Here is an 18,953-nt window from a genome sequence, read left to right on the forward strand (position 1 = left end):
CTTTCGCGGCACTCAGGGCGTCAGGCGAACCACCGGGATGGGCCGATCGGTGCCCTGCTGATAGGCGTTGTACCGGCCGCTGTTCGCCGAGTCGCAGACCTGCCATAACCGGGCATAGTCCGGATCGTCCGGCAACAGGAGGTGTGCGGTGACCGCCAAACGCCTTCTGCCGAGGTTGATCTCGATGTTCGGCTGCGCACGAAGGTTGTGATACCAGGCCGGGTTGCGGTCCGCGCCGCCATTGGACGCGACCACCAGGTAATCGTCGCCGTCGCGGTAGTACGCCAGCAAGATGGACCGCGGCTGACCGGTTTTCGCACCAATGGTGTGCAGCATCAACGACGGTGGCACGCCGGGCATCCGGTGCCCGATCCAGCCGTTGGTGCGCCGGTAGATCGCGTCGTGCACCTTCACGAACTTCATCAACGCCATGTGGTTCAGCGACGTCATGCCATCACTCTCATCCAGTTGTGTCCAGTGCTGTCAGGGCATCGCGCACAATCCGCCCGGTGGTCTCGCGATCGGGATCACGGCGCAGCAGCATCCCTTTGGCGACAGACAGCTTGTCACCGTCGCGCCGCGGAATCACATGCAGGTGAATGTGGAACACCGTCTGCATCGCCGACTTGCCGTCGTTGATGGCGATGTTGTTCCCGGTCGCGCCCAACGCTGAGAGCCGGGTGGCCTGCGCGATTCGCTGACCGACGGCCAGCATTCCGGCGAGGGTCTCGGCCGGCGTATCGGTCAGGTCGACGCTGTGCCGCTTGGGCACGACCAGCGTGTGGCCACGGGTGAACGGCCGGATATCGAGAATGCCCAGGACGTCGTCGTCTTCGTAGACGCGGATGGCCGGCGCCGTACCGGCGACGATCTCGCAGAACACGCATGCCATCTCGCCACCGTAGCGGTCAGCGCTACGCTGCCGGAGATGGACTCCACCGACATTGCCTTCGCCGGTGCCGCCGAGCAGGCGCGCATGCTCGTCAACGGGACAATCACCGCCCCGGCTCTGTTGGAGCTCTACCTCGAGCGGATAGCCCGCGTCGACCGCGAGTTGCGCTCCTATCGCGTCGTGTTCACCGAAAGGGCGCGGCGAGAAGCCGCGGCAGCACAGGAACTGCTCGACGCCGGGGAACGTAAACCCTTGCTGGGGGTGCCGATCGCGATCAAGGACGACGTCGACGTCGCCGACGAATTCACCTGCTACGGCAGCAGCGCCTACGGATTGGCGCCGACGGCCGACGCCGAGGTGGTGCGCCGGCTGCGTGAGGCGGGCGCGGTGATCTTGGGCAAGACGGCGGTTCCGGAGATGATGCTGTGGCCCTTCACCGAGACCGTCGCGTTCGGCGCCACGCACAACCCGTGGGACCTGGCCCGCACACCCGGCGGCAGCAGCGGCGGCAGTGGGGCAGCGGTGGCCGCGGGCCTGGCCCCGATGGCGCTGGGTTCCGATGGCGCCGGATCGATTCGCATCCCGTCCACCTGGTGCGGGCTCTTCGGTCTCAAGCCGCAGCGTGATCGCGTGCCGATGGCCCCGCACGACGACGCGTGGTGCGGGCTGTCCGTCAACGGCCCGATGGCCCGCACGGTGGAAGACGCAGCGCTGTTCCTCGATGCGACGACGACGCAACCCGCTCCGTCGGGCGGGTTCGTCGCGGCCGCCAACCGGGAGCCCGGCCGGCTGCGAATTGCGTTGAGTACCAAGCTCCCACCGACAGTCGTCGGCCGTGTCGGCAAAGCCCAACAGAAGGCGATGGACGGCGCCGAGACGCTGCTGCGCGACCTCGGCCACGACGTCCTCTGGCGTGATCCGGATTATCCGGCGTGGGCCGTCTACGGTCATCTGCTGCCGCGGATGTGGCGCGGTGCCTATCAGGATGTCACCGCATTGCCGCACCGCGAGCGCCTCGAGTCAAGGACGAAAGGCATTGCCCGCCTTGGCCGGTTGATCTCCGATACCCAGATCGCCCGGATTCGGGCCGCCGAACCGGCGCTGAACGCACGAGTGCAGTCGATCTTCGACGACGTCGATGTGGTGATCACCCCCGGAACCGCGCTGGGGCCGTCCCGGATCGGCCAGTACCAGCACCGCGGTGGGGTCTCGACATTGGCCATGGTGGCTTCCCGAGTTCCGTTCCTTGGCATTTTCAATGCCACCGGTCAGCCCGCCGCCGTCGTGCCGTGGGGGCTGGATCACGAGGGCGTCCCGGTGTCGGTGCAACTGGTCGGCCGGCCGTACGACGAGGCGACGCTGTTGTCTTTGAGCCACCAGATCGAGATCGCCCGTCCGTGGGCGCATCGTCGGCCGCCGGTGTCCTAGTCCATCGCTTCGGCCAGTGCCATGTGGCCTTGGTAGTCAAGAGCATTCGCCATCGTGCGATATTGGTCGCGGAATTCCCGGTAGCCATCTTCGTGGCCGTCCGAGCGCGCCAGTAGCGCCCGGAGCCGCAGCAGGGGAAGCGCGAACAGTGCGAAGCCGGGATCCGTGGGTACCGCGGCCAGCCGGTCGACGACCGTACGCGCTTCGCGCACATCGTCTTCGGCTCCGCGTTGTAGTAGCGCTTCCACCAGCGCCACGGTGGCCGGACCGCGCAGGATCATCTCGCCGCTGCCGAAAGAATCGTCGACCAACACCCTGGACATCCTTACCGCACCGTCGACATTTCCGAATCTCGCGCGGTGGGTTGCCAGCGCGATACCAGGCGGAAGTGCGCCGAACGCGTTCTGTTGTAGTGCACCCGATTCGAGAACCTCCTCCAGGATTTGAGCGCCGACCGCAGGGTCGGGTTCGCCGCGGGCCATTGATGCTGCGCCGTAGGCGAATCCGGCCATGCCGAGGGTGAAGTCGTCGCCCGACTGTTCGGCGGTGTCGAACGCATCGCGCACCGCTGCCACGAAGGTGTCGTCGGCAACGAAGACGCCGTTGAGAAACAGCATTCCGGAGGGATAGGAGACGACGATCGCCCGGGTGACGGGGTCTGAGCTGCGCGCCATGGCAATGGCCTCTGCGAAGTCCTCACGCCATCCGGGTTGGCCCAGCACGCATCGGGCCACCCCGCGGAGCATCGTTGCCTGTGCCAGTGGGGAGCCGATGAGCAGCTCACCCATGGTCGCGTCGCCTGCGGCCGCGTCGATCACCCGTTGCGCAGCTCGTGCTGCCGCCTGAATTTCACCGCCGTGCAGCCGGGCCGTGATCACACCGTGCAGAAGGCCCACGGTCAGGAGGGCGTCGTTGATCGAGTCGACGAGTTCCTCCAGTTCATCGGCCAGCAGGACAGCATCACGATGCCGATTCAGCAATGACATCGTGACGGGTAGCCCTGCCATCGCGATGGCGAGGGAGCGTTTGTCACCGGCTTGCTCGCAGAGCGCTCGAAGCTCGTCGAATCCGGTGTCGTCGATACGTCCACCGCCTCGATAGGCGCTGGCGCACAACAGAGTCCGTGGCGCGATCCGCAAGGCAAGGTGATCGGGTGTGTCAGCCGGCAGCCGGTCGGCAACCTGGCGTGCCCGCTGCCAGCTGGCCCGTGCCGCCGCGATGTCCCGGTTGGTCAGCCACTGACCTGCCCGCATGCGCCAGTCGAACGCGACGCGAAGGTCGCCGGCCGCCTCGAAATGCTCGGCGACCTCGGCGGCCTTGTCGTCACCGCAGCTCCGCGTCTGGATCACCGCGGCCAGTCGCCGGTGCAGCTCGATGCGATCGGACTTGAGCTGCGATTCATAGGCCACGGTGCGGATGAGGGGGTGCTTGAACGCGTAGTCGTCCTGCGACGTGAACTGCACACGCGTCACGAGCTCGGCGTCGACAAGCTCGCTGAAAGACGGTGTGACGCTCAAGCCCTCGAGTAGCTCCGCATTGAAGCGGGAGCCGATCACCGACGCCGCCGACAGCGTTCGTTTGGCGGCCGGCCCCAGGCGGTCGATGCGCGCGGCGATGGCAGCCTGCAGGGTGGCCGGCACCCGAATATCGGCGATGGCGGCGCCGCAGCTGTACCTGGCCCGAACGCCCTCGAGCACACCGCGTTCGGCGAGATCGCGCACGATCTCCTCGGCAAAGAACGGATTGCCCGCCGCGCGTTCGGCGATGTGGTCGGCCAACTTAAGCACCGAGGAATCCTGGCCGAGCAGCTCGCTGGTCAGAGCCGAGGTCTGGGTGTTGCTCAGCGGCCGCAGCGTGATCGTCTGAGCGCCTTGTGCATTGGCCAGTGCACCGCGGTACTCGGGTCGGTAGGTGATCAGGACGACCGAGGGTGTCTGCGGCGCCACTTCGAGAAAGCTGGTGAGCAGTGCCTCGCTCGGTTCGTCGATCCAATGCGCGTCCTCGATGACGAAGACCGTCGGCCGTTGCCGAGCCATCAGCGCGGTGTCGAGGAGTCCGGTCAGCCGGCGTCGGCGGGCATCGGCCTCGATGGTCGGCGCCTTGACTCCGCGGTCGGCGATGCCGAGCAGGTCGTCCACCAGCAATAGGTCGTCGGCGTCGACACCGGGGACTTGACCGCGAAGATGCTCCCTGGCCGCCGCGTTCTCCATGCCGGCGATGCCCATGGCGGCAGTGAGCAGCGCGACGGCAGTGTGGAACGGCAGGTCGCTGGTGTGCGACTCGCACGATGCGGTGATCACGTCGACGCCGAGCTGAGCTGCCCGCGCGCTGACCTCCCACACGATGCGGCTCTTGCCGATCCCGGCAGGCCCGACCAGAGCCACGACGCAGCCAGTCCCGTCGATCGCCTCGTCGAGCATGCCGGCGATGCTGGCCAACTCCCAGGCGCGGCCCACCAGAGTGGTCTCCGTTGCGCGCCGGCGTCGCAGCCCGCCGAGCGCGCCCACCAAGCGCCGAGCCGGCAACGGCGCGTGCGCGCCTTTGACGTGAACCAGCTCGGCGTCGCCCAACTCGACCATGCCCTCGACCAGGTTGGCGGTGGACTCGCTGAGCATCACCCCGCCGGGTGGGGCGACCGACTCCATCCGCTGAGCCAGCCCCACTTGCTCGCCGACTGCGGTGTAACTCGTTGGGCTCGAAGTGATGTCGCCGGTGATGACCTGGCCAGAGTTCAGACCGACCCGCAGCTGGAATTGCAGGCCGTCGCGCTTCTCGATCTCGGCCGCCAGGGGCGCGGCTTCCTTCTGCAGGTCCAGGGCCGCCAGGCAGGCGCGGAACGCATGGTCTTCGAGGGCGGCCGGCGCGCCGAAGATCGCCATGATGCCGTCACCGGTGAACTTGTCGACGGTGCCGCCGTAGCGCGTGACCACCGCGGAGGCCCGGTTGACCAGGTCGGTCATGATCTCCCGCAACCGCTCCGCCCCCAGCGCGGCGGCGATGTCCATAGAACGCACCACATCGGCGAACAGAACGGTGACCTGTTTGTACTCCGCCGGCATTTCGCTGTCGGTCAGCGACGAACCGCAGGTGTCGCAGAACCGCGCGCCCTGCCGCGGTTGGGCGCCACACACTCGGCACGTCGTGCTGTCGACTGCCACCCGACGAGGATAAGCGGCTTTGGCCTGCGCCGAAGGCTTATCGGGCGCCAGCCGCCGGAGCCGCTGGGCCGGCGACATCAGACAGCGCCGCGCGCCATGTCGCCAGTTTGTCCGCATAGCGCATGGTCTGAGCGGGGCTGGTCGACGGCAGCCGCAGAGTGGACGGTACGTCGAAGTCGACGAGCCGGGTGAAGTTGCGTTCCGCCGCCGCGCCGTTGAAGTACACCCGCTCCACGCTGGCGTGGGCGGCGAAGAAGCTCCCGAAGTCGTTGGCCACCATGGTGTCCGGCTCGATCGCCGAATCCAGGCTCCCGATGCGCCTGCAGTGCTTGAGCACATCCCAGACCGCGATGTCGTGGCGTTCGAGGATCGCGGTCCGCTGCGCATAGGGCGCGTCGGGTGCACAACCGTATAGCTCGCCGATGATGCGCCAGAACGCATTTCGTGGGTTGCCGTAGTACTGCCCGGATGCCAGGGACAAAACGCTGGGCATGTTGCCGAGGATCACCAGCCGCGCATCGGGGGAGCCGATCGGCGGCAGCCCCTCCAGGAGCGGGGATCCTGACATGAGCAGAGACGGTATACGTTGGGTCGGTGACCGACGCTATCGACCCGGAGGCCGCCGGGCTGCTCGACGGGTTGACGGGCGATGCCCGCGACCAGCGGGCCGAGCTGATTCCGTGGCTGCTGGAGCAGGGCATCACCGTCGAGGAGATTCAGGAGTCATTTGCGCCGATGCTGCTGCCGTCGCGCCGGACGCTGGGCGATGACGGCACCCGGCTGTCGGCCCGTCAGATCAGCGAGGACACCGGGCTGGAGATCGATCAGGTGATGCGGTTCCAGCGCGCCAGCGGGCTGGCGACGGTCGACGATCCGGATGCGCCGGTGTTCCTGCGGCCCGATGCCGAGACCGCCGTGCACATCAAGCGGTTTCTCGACCTGGGTCTCGACTCGGATCAACTGCTCAGCGTGGTTCGGATACTGGCAGAAGGACTTTCGCACGCCGCGGAGGCGATGCGCTACGCCGGTGTGGCCTCCACGATGCAAAAACCCGGTACCACCGAACTCGAGATGGCCAAGGGCGTGCAGGCGCTGATCGGCGTCGCCGCCCCGCTTCTGGGGCCGATGATCCAGGACATGCTCATGCTGCAGCTGCGGCACGCGATGGAGACCGAGGCGGTCAATGCCAATGAGCGGGCCGCTGGGGCACCGCTGCCCGGCGCCCGGCTGGTGGCGGTGGCCTTCGCCGACCTCGTCGGGTTCACCCGGCTGGGCGAACTGCTGCCGCCCGAGCAACTCGAGCAACTCGCCAATCGTCTGGCCGACGCGGCCCGCAATGTGGCTGTGCCACCGGTGCGGTTCATCAAGACGATCGGCGACGCGGTGATGCTGGTGTCGACGAACCCGGTGGCGCTGCTCGACGCGCTGCTGGCCCTCGTCGAGGCGACCGAGGCCGATGACGCGCTTCCCCAGTTGCGGGTGGGCATGTCCTACGGGCCCGCCGTCAGCCGCGCTGGTGACTGGTTCGGCAGCCCGGTCAACCTGGCCAGCCGGGTCACCTCGGTGTCCCGGCCCGGATCGGTCCTGGTGTCGGAGATAGCCCGCGACAAGATCGGGGTCGACGGTTCGTTCGATTGGTCGTTCGCCAGGGCGCGCCGGCTGAAGGGCATCCAGGACGACGTCAAACTCTTCCGCGCGCGTCGCGCCGAAAAGCCCTGAGCGGCAGCCGTTTCAGCGCTTGCGCTTGCGCACCATCGACCAGCCTCCGAAGACAACGGCCGCGAGCAGCATCAGCACCGCTGTGCCGGGCCCGATTAGCCACCAGACCAAGGCGACGGCGGCCACCGTCGGGACTCCCAGCACCAACGCCACCATCGCCGGGTGCATGCGCGCCACGTCGCGCGCAGCCCGGGCACGATCACGGTCGAGCTCGTCGCCTGTCATGCGCTCATTATCCGTACCCGCGGCGGGTTTGTGCGTGTTCGCCCTCAGAGAAGGGCTGGTGATCGAGTTGTAACGATGTAATTATGTAATTTATGAAGCATCAGCACACGCACCGTCGGCCCGGTCGCCCCGGCGGCTGGCAACAGGCCGACCAGCCCGACGCGACCGATGCCGGCGAGTGGTTCGCCGGACGACTCCCCGACGGATGGTTCGTCGGCGACCCCACGGTGATCGTCGACCGCGAGGAAATCACCGTCATCGGACGGCTGCCCGAGACCGCCGACAAACCGGACAGCGAAGCACGCGCGTCAGGGAGGGCATCCCGGTTCCGCGAGGACACCCGATCCGAGCGCATCCGGATCGCCGAGGAGGCCCAGGACAAGTACGGCCGCAAGGTGTCCTGGGGTATAGAAATCGGAGTGGCGGGATCCGATGACTTTGAGCGAATCCTGTTCACCCACATCGCCGTTCCGGTGATGACCCGCCTCAAGCAACCCGAACGTCAGGTGCTCGACACCCTCGTCGACGCGGGAGTCGCCCGGTCGAGATCGGACGCGCTCGCGTGGAGTGTGCGACTCGTCGGTGAGCATGCCGACGAGTGGCTGGCGAAGCTGCGTTCGGCGATGGCCGAGGTGGACGACCTGCGCGCCGAGGGGCCGGGGCTCTAACCCCATTCCCTCGGCGTCAGGTGAGCGTCAGCCGCGAGCTTGGCGGCTGGCCTTGGTGCCCTGCTTAGCGGCGGACTTGCCGCTGGTGGCCGACCCGGTTCGTTTGGTGGTCGCCGACTTTCGCGAGGTGGTTGCCGACGGGGCCGGCACCGACTTCGCCGAGTCCTGCGCCGCGGCAGTCTGCGTCTTGCGCAGAGCGCTGACTGCGGCCACCGCAGGCGGCGGCGGGATCTGGATGTTGATGGGGATGACGCCGCCCACCTTCGCCGTTCCGATCGTCACGGTGCCGCCGATATTGCCGGTAATCGCCAGCGAGCCGGCCTTGATTTCGATCTTCAGCGAATCGGGGAAGTCGTAGGCGATGGCGTCGGTGCCGTTGATCGCCAGTGCGGTGCCGCCGAGCATCGCCGACAGCGACACCTGCGCGATCACACCGCCGCACGAGGCTGCGGCCGATCCCAGGCACAGCTGGCTGTCGAACTTCATCTGCCCGCTGGGCAGTGTCGTGCCAAGCTTGAGCGTTCCCAGCTGGATTGACGCGCCGCCACCACCCGAATACGGCGAGAAGCTGAGAGCGGCTTTCAGGCCGGTGAAGGGGATCACCGAGAACTGGGCCTTGTATTCGCCGAGGGTGGCGCTGCCGCCGAGCATGGTCGCGGGTGAGGTGGCACCGCCCTGGAGGCCGGCCTCCAGCAGCGTGCCATTAATGCCGAAGCCGTATCCGTCAGGGCCGCCCCGGTATTCGATGAGGTGAATCTTCGACTTGAGGTCGGGGGCGAGGTCGATCGTCGGGCCGGCCGCGCCGAGCGGCGAGACCACGACCGAGCTCTTCCATTGCGGTTCGAACCCGAGATCCACAATCGGGGCGGTTTGCGCCAAGGTGATAGGCAGAAGGAAGCTGTTCTTCACCTCACCGGTGGGGCCGATGGACGCGTTCCACGCGGTGTCCGCCTGACCCAACAGACCCGCCAGCAGGTTCGGCGGGACGTTCAGTCCGAGCGTGAGCTTGCGGGTGACGCTCAGCGGACCGAGCTTTCCCGTGAAGTCGATGATCGGGAACGTGGAAGCGGCCAGCTCGATATTGGGACGGGTGGGGATGCTCGGCTGGGGAGTCGCATCAGAGTTTGCGGTGACGACACCCGCCGCTAGCACACTCGTTGCGATCCCCGCCAGGCAGGCCTGCAGCATTGGCATTACTAAACGCCTTTCGCGTTACATACACAGGTCGCGATACCGCAACCATTCGGGGAGGAGCGTATATCATGTTTGCTGATACTGCTGGTTTATGTGAAATTTCCCGGTTCGGGTCGCTAGGCTTGCGTCATCGCGTAGTAGGCGCCGCGGCGCGCGAGCAGGTCCCCGTGGCTGCCCGACTCGACGATCCGCCCGGCATCCATCACCAGGATGTTGTCGGCGTCGCGAATGGTCGAAAGGCGGTGGGCGATGATGAAACTGGTTCGCTCCCGCCGCAATTCGGTCATCGCGTGCTGGATAAGCAGTTCCGTGCGGGTGTCCACCGAGCTGGTGGCCTCGTCGAGGATCAGCAGCTGCGGACGAGCCAGGAACGCCCGGGCGATCGTGATCAGCTGCTTCTCGCCGGCGCTGATGTTGCCGCCGTCGTCGCTGACGCGGGTTTGATAGCCGTTGGGCAGCGTATGGACGAACCGGTCGACGTAGGCCGCCCGCGCGGCATCGATCACCTCGTCCTCGGTCGCGCCGGGCTTGCCGTAGGCGATGTTCTCGGCGATGGTGCCGCCGAACAGCCAGGTGTCCTGCAGCACCATGCCGATCCGCGAGCGCAGCGATTCCCGGCTCACGCCGGTGATGTCGACGCCGTCGAGCAGGATCTGTCCTGTGTCGACGTCGTAGAACCGCATGAGCAGGTTGACCAGTGTGGTCTTGCCCGCGCCGGTCGGCCCGACGATGGCCACCGTGCTGCCCGGTTCGGCGACCAGCGACAGGTCCTCGATCACCGGAGTTCCTGGCACGTAGCTGAATGACACGTTCTGGAATTCGACCCGGCCCCGTGCGGTGCTCGGCAACGCCATGGGTGCATCGGGTGATTCCTCGGGCTCGTCGAGGAAGTCGAAGACCCGCTCGGCGCTGGCCACACCCGACTGCAAGGTGTTGTACATCCCGGCGACCTGCGTCAGTGGCTGGTTGAACTGGCGAACGTATTGGATGAACGCCTGGATGCTGCCCAGCGTGATCTGACCGGTCGCGACCTGATAGCCGCCGACCACTGCGACCGCGACGTAGCTGAGGTTCCCGATGAACGTCGTCGCCGGTGACACCAGGCCGGAAAAGAACTGTGCGCCGAAACTCGCGTGGTAGACGTCGGAGTTGTAGTCGCTGAACTTCTCCTGGGCGACCGCGCGGTGCCCGAATGTCTTGACGATGGTGAATCCGCTGTAGGTCTCTTCGATGTGCGCGTTGAGCCGGCCGGTGTTGGTCCACTGGGCGATGAACATCCGCTGGGAACGGCGCGCGATCACCCGGGTCACCCACAGCGACAACGGAACCGTCACGACGGTGATCAACGCCAACAGCGGCGAGATGCTCAGCATCATCGCCAGTACCGCGACGACGGTCAGCACCGAGGTCAGCAGCTGGCTGATCGTCAACGACACCGACGACTGGATGTTGTCGACGTCGTTGGTGACCCGGCTCAACAACTCGCCGCGCTGCCGGGCGTCGAAGTAGGACAGCGGCAGCCGGTGCACCTTGTCTTCCACATCCGCGCGCAACGCCGTGATGGTGCGCTGCACGATCACGTTGAGCAGCCGGGCCTGCGCCCAGATCAGCAGCGCGGCAACGATATATAGCCCCAGTGCCAGCAGCAGGGTGTGGCCAACGGCGGTGAAATCGACACCGCGGCCGGGCACCACGTTGGTTCCGGACAGCAAGTCGGCGAAGGTGTTGTCGCCCCGGGCCCGGGCCGCCGCGACAGCCTGGTCCTTGGTGATGCCGGCCGGCAATTGGCGGCCGAGGATGCCGTTGAACAGCAGATCGGTAGCGTGCCCGAGGATGCGAGGGCCGAGGACCCCGATCGCGATGCCGCCGATCGACAACGCGATCACCGCGGCGGTCGGCCACCGCTGCGGGATCAGCCGGCGCAGCAGCCGCAGCGCCGACCCCGTGAAGTCGCGCGACCGGGCTTGCCGGGGATCCTGGGTCATCGCGCGCATCCCGCCGCCGCGGAATGTCGGCCCGGTCATTGCCCGCCCCCGACCCCGGCACCCATTGACTGGGAATCGGCGAACTCCGCATACGTCTCGCACTCGGCCAGCAGCGTGTCGTGGGTGCCCGCGCCGACCACCCGGCCGCCGTCGACGACGATGATGTTGTCGGCGTGGGCGACGGTTGAAATGCGCTGGGAGACAATGATCACCGTCGCATCCACGGACACCTCGCGAAGTGCGGTGCGGACCCGGGCATCGGTGTGGACGTCCAGGGCCGAGAACGCATCGTCGAACAGGTAGATCGTGGGCTGCCGGATCACCGCGCGCGCGATGGCCAGCCGCTGACGCTGACCGCCGGAGAAATTGATGCCGCCCTGGGCGACCCGCATGCTCAAACCGTCGGGATGGGCGCGGACGAAGTCCTCGGCGGCCGCCACCCGCAGCGCCGACCACATGTCTTCTTCGCTCGCGTCGGCCTTGCCGTAACGAAGGTTGTCGGCAATGGTGCCGGAGAACAGGTAGCCCCGCTGCGGCACCAAACCCAGTGTCGACCAGAGGGTTTCGGTGTCATAGTCGCGCACGTCGATGCCGTCGACGCGGACCGCGCCGTCGGTGACGTCGTAGAGCCGGCAGATCAGCGACACCAGCGTCGACTTGCCGGAGCCGGTGCTGCCGACGATCGCCGTCGTCGTGCCCGGCCGCGCGGTGAGCGAAACATCTTCCAGGACAGGGCGCTCCGCGCCGGGGTAGCGGAACGTCGCGTTCTCCAGCGCGACCGCACCCCGGATGCCACCGTCCGGGTGGCGTGGCGAGGCCGGGCTGCTGATCGCGGGCTGGGTGCTAAGCACCTCGGTGATCCGCTCGGCGCACACCGAGGCGCGCGGCAGCATCACCAGGATCAGGGTGGCCATCAATACGGCCATCAGGATCTGCATGAAGTAGGAGAGGAAGGCGATCAGCGAGCCGACCTGCATATGGCCGGTGTCGATGCGCAGGCCGCCGAACCAGATCAGGGCGACGCTGGAGATGTTGATGGTCAACGTGGTGACCGGCAGCATCAGCGCCTGCCAGCGGCCGGCCGCCAATGCGGTGTTGGATACCGCCGCATTCGCGACGGCGAACCGGTCCTGCTCGAAGGATTCCCTGGCGAAGGCCCGGATCACCCGGATACCGGAGAGCTGTTCGCGCATCACGCGATTGATGCCGTCGATAAGCCGTTGCATGCTGCGGAAGATCGGCAGCATGCGCGAGACGATCCAGTAGTTCGACAACGCCAGCACCGGAACGCTGACCAGCAGCAGCCAGGACAACCCGGCGTCCTGGTGGATCGCCATGATGATGCCGCCGATGCACATGATCGGCGCGGTCACCAGGATGGTCGTCGTCATCTGGATCAGCACCTGGATCTGCTGAACGTCGTTGGTGGTCCGGGTCAGCAGCGACGGTGCCCCGAACCGTGCGGTCTCCTGCTCGGAGAACGTGGTGACGTGATGGAACATCGCCGAGCGCAGGTCGCGACCGAAACCCATCCCGGTGCGCGAGCCGAAGTAGACCGCGCCGACCGCGCACACCACCTGAAGACCCGTCACCGCCAGCATCACCAGGCCCAGTTCGGCGATCAGCCCGGTGTCGCCCTTGGCCACGCCGTCATCGATGATCGCGGCGTTGACCGTGGGCAGATACAACGAGGCCAGCGTGCTGATGGTCTGCAACACCATCACTGCTGCGACCAGCCACCGGTACGGCTGGACATACTGTCTCAGCAGCGCCAGGAGCATTTCGCTACTGTCGCACACGCCCGCGTGGCGGATGGGCTTGGTCGTGCACCGCCCTGTCAATTCCCGGCGCGTGAAATGACAGCAAAGCGGCAGCTCAAGCGGCATGTCGGTGGTTGCGGTAAGGGGTGGCCGCTACAGTGCATGCTGTGACACGCAGCAGGTGCGCATGACAGCGACGCGCAAACTCGCGGTGGCCGCAGGGGTAGTAGCCCTCGCGGCCGCTATCCCGGCGCTCGGCGCGTGCTCGGACTCGGGCAGTGGCCCCGGTCAGACGCAAGGATCGCAGCCGTCGACGCCGCAGGCGGGCAACGCCAAGCACGGGCCGATGTTTCCCGAGTGTGGCGGCATCAGCGACCAGACGATGGCCGAGCAGACCCGGGTGACCGGCCTGGTGACGACGGCCAAGAACTCCATCGGCTGCCAGTGGCTGGCCGGCGGCGGCATTCTGGGACCGCACTTCTCCTTCACCTGGTACCGGGGTAGCCCGATCGGGCGGGAACGCAAGACCGAGGAACTGTCACGCACCAGCGTCGAAGACATCAATATCGAGGGCCACAGCGGGTTCATCGCGGTCGGCACCGATCCGACTCTGGGAGACAACCTGTGCGAGGTCGGAATCCAGTTCAACGACGACTTCATCGAATGGTCGGTCAGCTTCGCCGAGAAGCCGTTCCCGCCGGCCTGCGACATAGCCAAGGAATTGACCCGGCAATCGATCGTGAACTCCAAATGAGCCCGCGCCGGTTCGTCGCCGTGGTGATCGCGGTGCTCTCCGCGCTCGTACTGGTCAGTGGCTGCGCCAAGACCGTGGCCGGAACCGCGGCGAAATCAGGGTCGGGCACCACGCCGCGCAATGACAACTCCGCGCAGCAGTACCCGAACCTGCTCAAGGAGTGCGACGTCCTGACGACCGACATCCTGGCCAAGACGGTGGGTGCGGATCCGCTCGACATCCAGAGCACGTTCGTCGGCGCGGTCTGCCGCTGGCAGGCCGCCAACCCGGCCGGTCTGGTTGACATCACCAGGTTCTGGTTCGAGCAGGGCAGCCTCGACAACGAGCGGGCCGTCGGCCAGTTCCTCAAGTACCAGCTCGAGAACCGGTCGATCGCCGGTGTGCCGTCGATCGTGATGCGGACCAACGATGCCAATGGCGGATGCGGCGTGGCCAGCGACGCCGGCGGTGTCGTCGGCTGGTGGGTCAACCCGCAGGCGCCCGGTATCGACGCGTGTGGTCAGGCCATCAAGTTGATGGAGCTGACGCTCGCCACGAACTCCTAGTCCATCGATCCAGAACGCAGAGCGACGATTTCTCCCTAATCTCGCTCTCACGTCTGAATGGATGCGTGTGGTGGCTTAACGGGGCACGTGGAATGCGGTCAGTTCGGCGCCGCTGAGCTGTAGGCCGGCCCAACTGCCCGGCACCCGCAGCACCGCGATGGCCGATGTCGGGTACTTCATCGCGATGCGTTCGGCGGCATCGGAGTCCGAGTGGTCCGGATCGGCCAGGCCGAGGGCCACGTGGCTCATCGTGGGTTCGTGGCCGACAACCAGCAGCGTGGCGACATCATCGCCAACCTGGTTGATCTCGTCGATCATCGTTCCCGCGGTTGCGCCGTAGAGCCGCTCCGAGTAGGTCACCGGCGCGCTGACCTCGGTGCGGGCCAGGGTCTGGCGCGTTCTGGTCGCCGACGAGCACAGCACCAGATCGATCGTCGGCGCGTTTGCCCGCAACCAGTCGCCTGCCAGACCGGCTTCCCGGATCCCGCGAGCGGCCAGCGGCCGGTCGTGGTCGGCCACACCGTTGGGGTAATCCGACTTGGCGTGGCGCATCAGGATCAGGGTGCGTTCTTGCGCGGTCACGGACTTAAGGCTAAACGCTTCGGATACATGCCGGTCGAGGTCCGCAGACTTGTCGGCGCCGAGCCATACACTCGCCGCAACACTCACCGATGAGACAGAAATGGGCCGGGGAAAATGCGTTTCGTGCACACCGCCGACTGGCAGCTCGGCATGACACGACACTTCCTCGAAGGTGAGGCCCAGCCCCGCTACTCCGCTGCCCGGCGTGACGCGGTGGCCGGCCTCGGTGCGCTGGCCGCGCAGGTCTCGGCGGAGTTCGTCGTGGTGGCCGGTGACGTCTTCGAGCACAACCAGCTCGCCCCGAAGGTGATCAGCCAGTCGCTGGAAGCCATGCGCGCCATTGGTGTTCCGGTGTACCTGCTGCCCGGCAACCACGACCCGCTGGACGCGTCGTCGGTGTACACCAGCGCCCTGTTCAAGGCCGAGTGCCCGGACAACGTGATCGTGCTGAATCGCGACGGAGTGTGGGATGTGCGCCCCGGTGTGCAGCTCGTCGTCGCGCCGTGGCGCACCAAGGCGCCGACCACCGACCTGACGGCCGCGGTGCTGGCCGATCTCCCGGCCGACGGCACCACCCGCATCCTGGTCGCCCACGGCGGGGTCGACGTGCTCGACCCGGACCCCGGCAAGCCGTCGCTGATCCGGATGGCGGCCCTGTCCGACGCCGTCGACCGCGGTGCGGTCCACTATGTTTCCTTGGGGGACAAGCACTCTCGCACGTGCGTCGGCGATAGCGGACGGATCTGGTACTCGGGTTCACCCGAGGTGACCAATTTCGACGACGTCGAGGCCGACCCTGGTCACGTCCTGGTGGTCGACGTCGACGAGACCGACCCGGGCCACCCGGTGACCGTCGAGTCCCACCGCATCGGGCGCTGGCGGTTCGTCACGCTGCACCGCCAGGTCGACGACACCCGCGATATCGCCGATCTCGACCTCAATCTCGATCTGCTGCCGGACAAAGAGCGCACGGTCGTGCGGCTAGGGCTGACCGGCTCGCTCACCGTCACCGACCGCGCCGGGCTGGATGCCTGCCTGGACAAGTACGTGCGGCTCTTCGCCTGGCTGGGCACCTGGGAACGGCACACCACCATCGCGGTGATGCCCGCCGACGGCGAATTCGACAACCTCGGAATCGGTGGATTCGCCGCGGCTGCGGTCGACGAACTGGTCAACACCGCCCGCTCCGGTGATGGCGACGCCGCGCAGGACGCGCAGGGTGCGCTGGGGCTGTTGCTGCGGCTTGCGTCGGGGAGTGCGGCATGAAACTGCACCGCCTGGTCTTGACCAACTACCGCGGAATCGCGCACCGCGACATCGAATTTCCCGACCACGGGGTGGTCGTCGTGTGCGGGGCCAACGAGATCGGCAAGACGTCGATGGTCGAGGCGCTCGATCTGCTGCTGGAGTACAAGGACCGCTCGACGAAGAAGGACGTCAAGCAGGTCAAGCCGACGCATGCCGATGTCGGATCCGAGGTGACCGCCGAGATCAGCACGGGCCCATACCGTTTCGTGTATCGCAAGCGTTTCCACAAGAAGTGCGAAACCGAACTGACCATTCTGGCGCCGCGTCGTGAGCAGCTGACCGGGGATGAGGCCCACGATCGGGTGCTGGCCATGCTCGGTGAGACCGTCGACACCGGGTTGTGGCACGCGCAGCGGGTACTGCAGGCCAGCTCGACCGCGGCGGTGGACCTGTCCGAATGCGATGCGCTGTCGCGTGCCCTCGACCTCGCGGCGGGTGACGACGCGGCGCTATCGGGCACCGAACCGCTTCTGATCGAGCGGATCGATGCCGAATTCGGCAGGTACTTCACCGCGACAGGGCGACCGACGGGCGAGTGGGCGTCAGCGATCACCCAGCTGCGCACCGCCGACGACGATGTGGCCCGGTGCACCGCCGCGGTCGCCGAAGTTGACGAACGCGTGCGCAGGCACGCCGACCTCGCCGAGCAGCAGGCCGGGCTGGCCGATCGCAGGCAGGGCATCGGCGCGCGCTTGGCCGCCGCCCAGGCGGCGGCCGGCGCGCTGGCCGAACTCGCCGACCAGCTGCGGCAGGCCGAGCTCGTCGCGACGGCGGCGCAGGGAACCTGCGCCGCGTCGAGCGCCGCGCAGGCCGAACGGGCGCGACTACGCGACGATGTGGCCGCACGCACCGCGGCGGTCACCGAGGTGCGCTCGCAGCTGGCCGCCGCCATCGAGGCCGAACACACCGCCCGCGAGGTGATCGACATGGCCTGTGCGGCAGCAGCGGAATCGGCCGCCGCCGTGAACGTTGCCGAAGCGGCAGTCGAGCAGGCCCGCCGGGTCGTGGACGCGTTGGCCGCCAGTGAGCAGGCGCAGCGCCTCACTGCGCGCCTGGACCGCATCGAGGCCGCCGAGCAGGAAGTAGCAGAGCTCTCCCGTCAGCTTTCCGAGATCACGCTGACCGGTGAGGTGATGGCCGATATCGAGTCGGGCGCGGCACTGGTCGAACGCATTCAGGCTCAGCTCGCGCTGACCGCCGCGACGGTGGAGTTCACCGCAACGGTCGATCTCGAGCTGACCGTGGGGGAGCAGACCATTGCGCTGGCCGCGGGGCAACGCTGGATGCCGGAGAGCTCGTCGCCCACCACCGTGGAGCTGCCGGGCGTGCTTGGCGTGCGGATCGACCCTGGCGCCACCACATCCAATGCGCAGGCGAAACTCGATGCCGCACAACTGATTCTGGCCGAAGCGCTGCAGCAAGGCGGGGCGGCTGACCTGGCTGGCGCGCGCCTGATCGAGCAGCGTCGCCGGGATCTGACCAGTACCCGCGATCAGCTGGCCGCGACCCTGGCCGGGCTGTGCGAAGACGAAGGGGTCGGCGCGCTGCGTGCACGGCTGGCAGCCCTGCGGGCCGCGATCTCGGTCGAACTGCTGGCGACCGGCGTGGACGCCGGCGCCGCGCGTGCGGCGTTCGTTGCGGCCATCGAGGCGCGCGAGACCGCGCGCGCCCAAGCCGATCTGCACCAGCGTGCGATGTCCGGTGCCAACGTGCAACTGACCGAAAAGAGCATGGCGGCAACCGTTCTGCGGTCGAAGGCGACCGATGCCACCGCTGAGCTCGACGCCGTGACTGGGCGGCTCACGGCACTGCGGGCGTCGGCGGGCGACGAGCAGATCGCCGAGCGCGCGGCTGCCGATATCGAGGCGCAACGACTGGCCGCCACCGGCGTCGCCGAACTGGCGCAGCGGTATGCGGCGGCGGATCCCGCTGCGGTGGAAGCGGAATTGGACGCTGCCAGTGTCGCGGCCACCGATCTGGACCGTGAGCAGTCCGGCGTCGGGCAGGCGCTCAACGACATCTCCGTCGAACTGGGGGTGATGGGTAACGAGGGACGCAAGGGCAGCCTGGATGTCGCGCAGATCGCCCGTGAGCATGCCTCCGCCGAGCATTCGCGAGTGTCCCGCCGAGCCAGGGCTGCCGAGCTCTTGCGATCGGTGATGGCCCGCCACCGGGACACCACCAGGGCGCGCTATGTCGCGCCGTTCCGGACCGAGATCGAACGGCTTGGCCGCCCGGTGTTCGGGCCCACCTTCGAAGTCGAGATCGACAGCGATTTGCGAATCTGCAACCGCACCTTGGACGGACGCACGGTTCCCTATGACTCACTGTCGGGCGGGGCGAAGGAACAACTCGGCATTCTGGCCCGGCTGGCCGGGGCGGCGCTGGTCGCCTCTGAGGACAGCGTGCCGGTGGTCATCGACGACGCTTTGGGTTTCACCGATCCCGAGCGGCTGACCAAGATGGGCGCCGTCTTCGACACCGTCGGCGATCACGGCCAGGTCATCGTGCTCACCTGCACGCCGACCCGCTACCTGGGTGTGCAGGACGCCCACGTGATCGAGCTGACTGCCTGAGCGATTTCGGCGGGGGGGGGGGGCCGCGGGGGGGGGGGGGGGGGGGGCCCGCCGCCCGCGGGGGGGGGGGGGCGGGGGCGGGTCCCAGGGGGGGCGCGGGGGCCCCCCACGACCGGGTGTGGAATGCCGCCCAGAAACTCGCGTTGCACTCCCCCGCGG

General features: G+C 67.4%; 16 protein-coding genes. 7 read left to right on the plus strand and 9 right to left on the minus strand.

Translation table 11 applies throughout. The features are described 5' to 3' along the window. Positions 1-12: 12 nt before the first annotated feature. Together SLQ31_RS28990 and SLQ31_RS28995 are read right to left on the minus strand one after the other, a co-directional pair. Positions 13-450 carry a nitroreductase family deazaflavin-dependent oxidoreductase gene (locus SLQ31_RS28990; RefSeq protein ID WP_319437645.1) on the minus strand — a complete coding sequence of 146 codons (438 nt, stop codon included), beginning with the start codon at positions 448-450 and terminating at the stop codon, positions 13-15. Positions 451-460: 10 nt separating this feature from the next. Next, positions 461-892, minus strand: a complete 432-nt coding sequence (locus SLQ31_RS28995; RefSeq protein ID WP_319437646.1) for an HIT family protein — start codon at positions 890-892, stop codon at positions 461-463. A gap of 36 nt (positions 893-928) precedes the next feature. Here SLQ31_RS28995 and SLQ31_RS29000 point away from each other — a divergent pair, with 36 nt between their 5' ends. Beyond that, complete coding sequence (locus tag SLQ31_RS29000; protein WP_319437647.1) at positions 929-2,320, plus strand: amidase; 1,392 nt, start codon at positions 929-931, stop codon at positions 2,318-2,320. On the opposite strand, the gene SLQ31_RS29005 is transcribed toward SLQ31_RS29000, so the two are convergent. Both SLQ31_RS29005 and SLQ31_RS29010 read right to left on the minus strand, forming a co-directional pair. Continuing rightward, positions 2,317-5,478 (minus strand): ATP-binding protein, encoded by a 3,162-nt coding sequence (locus SLQ31_RS29005; RefSeq protein WP_319437648.1) that lies wholly within the window; start codon positions 5,476-5,478, stop codon positions 2,317-2,319. The two genes, SLQ31_RS29000 and SLQ31_RS29005, sit on opposite strands and share 4 nt — an antisense overlap. A 37-nt stretch (positions 5,479-5,515) precedes the next feature. After that, positions 5,516-6,046: a DNA-deoxyinosine glycosylase gene (locus SLQ31_RS29010; RefSeq protein WP_319437649.1), complete on the minus strand. Its 531-nt coding sequence runs from the start codon at positions 6,044-6,046 to the stop codon at positions 5,516-5,518. A 26-nt stretch (positions 6,047-6,072) separates the two neighbouring features. Between SLQ31_RS29010 and SLQ31_RS29015 the strand changes: the two genes are divergently transcribed. Then, entirely contained in the window at positions 6,073-7,197 is a 1,125-nt protein-coding gene (locus tag SLQ31_RS29015; RefSeq protein ID WP_319437650.1) for an adenylate/guanylate cyclase domain-containing protein, read from the plus strand. Between the two features lie 12 nt (positions 7,198-7,209). Here SLQ31_RS29015 and SLQ31_RS29020 read toward each other — a convergent pair whose 3' ends face one another. Continuing rightward, positions 7,210-7,422: a PEP-CTERM sorting domain-containing protein gene (locus SLQ31_RS29020; protein ID WP_319437651.1), complete on the minus strand. Its 213-nt coding sequence runs from the start codon at positions 7,420-7,422 to the stop codon at positions 7,210-7,212. A gap of 92 nt (positions 7,423-7,514) precedes the next feature. Here SLQ31_RS29020 and SLQ31_RS29025 point away from each other — a divergent pair, with 92 nt between their 5' ends. Further along, the gene (locus tag SLQ31_RS29025) at positions 7,515-8,090 is read left to right on the plus strand and encodes a hypothetical protein (RefSeq protein WP_319437652.1); all 576 of its coding nucleotides are present in this window, start codon (positions 7,515-7,517) and stop codon (positions 8,088-8,090) included. Positions 8,091-8,117: 27 nt separating this feature from the next. Here SLQ31_RS29025 and SLQ31_RS29030 read toward each other — a convergent pair whose 3' ends face one another. From SLQ31_RS29030 to SLQ31_RS29040, 3 genes are all read right to left on the minus strand, one after another. Beyond that, positions 8,118-9,284 (minus strand): hypothetical protein, encoded by a 1,167-nt coding sequence (locus tag SLQ31_RS29030; RefSeq protein WP_319437653.1) that lies wholly within the window; start codon positions 9,282-9,284, stop codon positions 8,118-8,120. 116 nt (positions 9,285-9,400) lie between these two features. Beyond that, a complete protein-coding gene (locus tag SLQ31_RS29035) occupies positions 9,401-11,278 on the minus strand; it encodes an ABC transporter ATP-binding protein (RefSeq protein ID WP_319437663.1) in 1,878 nt (625 codons plus the stop codon). A 26-nt stretch (positions 11,279-11,304) separates the two neighbouring features. After that, positions 11,305-13,050, minus strand: a complete 1,746-nt coding sequence (locus SLQ31_RS29040; RefSeq protein WP_319437654.1) for an ABC transporter ATP-binding protein — start codon at positions 13,048-13,050, stop codon at positions 11,305-11,307. A 166-nt stretch (positions 13,051-13,216) separates the two neighbouring features. Here SLQ31_RS29040 and SLQ31_RS29045 point away from each other — a divergent pair, with 166 nt between their 5' ends. Together SLQ31_RS29045 and SLQ31_RS29050 are read left to right on the plus strand one after the other, a co-directional pair. Then, positions 13,217-13,783, plus strand: a complete 567-nt coding sequence (locus SLQ31_RS29045; RefSeq protein WP_319437655.1) for a DUF3558 domain-containing protein — start codon at positions 13,217-13,219, stop codon at positions 13,781-13,783. Then, on the plus strand, positions 13,780-14,328 hold the full coding sequence (locus tag SLQ31_RS29050) for a DUF3558 domain-containing protein (RefSeq protein ID WP_319437656.1): 549 nt from the start codon (positions 13,780-13,782) through the stop codon (positions 14,326-14,328). The genes SLQ31_RS29045 and SLQ31_RS29050 overlap by 4 nt, the downstream gene beginning before the upstream one ends. Positions 14,329-14,403: 75 nt before the next feature. On the opposite strand, the gene SLQ31_RS29055 is transcribed toward SLQ31_RS29050, so the two are convergent. Next, positions 14,404-14,910, minus strand: a complete 507-nt coding sequence (locus SLQ31_RS29055) for a histidine phosphatase family protein (protein WP_319437657.1) — start codon at positions 14,908-14,910, stop codon at positions 14,404-14,406. Between the two features lie 114 nt (positions 14,911-15,024). On the opposite strand from SLQ31_RS29055, the gene SLQ31_RS29060 reads away from it, so the two are divergent. Both SLQ31_RS29060 and SLQ31_RS29065 read left to right on the plus strand, forming a co-directional pair. Then, positions 15,025-16,176 carry an exonuclease SbcCD subunit D gene (locus tag SLQ31_RS29060; RefSeq protein ID WP_319437658.1) on the plus strand — a complete coding sequence of 384 codons (1,152 nt, stop codon included), beginning with the start codon at positions 15,025-15,027 and terminating at the stop codon, positions 16,174-16,176. After that, positions 16,173-18,794 carry an AAA family ATPase gene (locus SLQ31_RS29065; RefSeq protein WP_319437659.1) on the plus strand — a complete coding sequence of 874 codons (2,622 nt, stop codon included), beginning with the start codon at positions 16,173-16,175 and terminating at the stop codon, positions 18,792-18,794. Before SLQ31_RS29060 ends, SLQ31_RS29065 begins: the two co-directional genes overlap by 4 nt. Positions 18,795-18,953 lie beyond the last annotated feature (159 nt).

Source organism: Mycobacterium sp. RTGN5, assembly GCF_033804465.1.
Lineage (GTDB): Bacteria > Actinomycetota > Actinomycetes > Mycobacteriales > Mycobacteriaceae > Mycobacterium.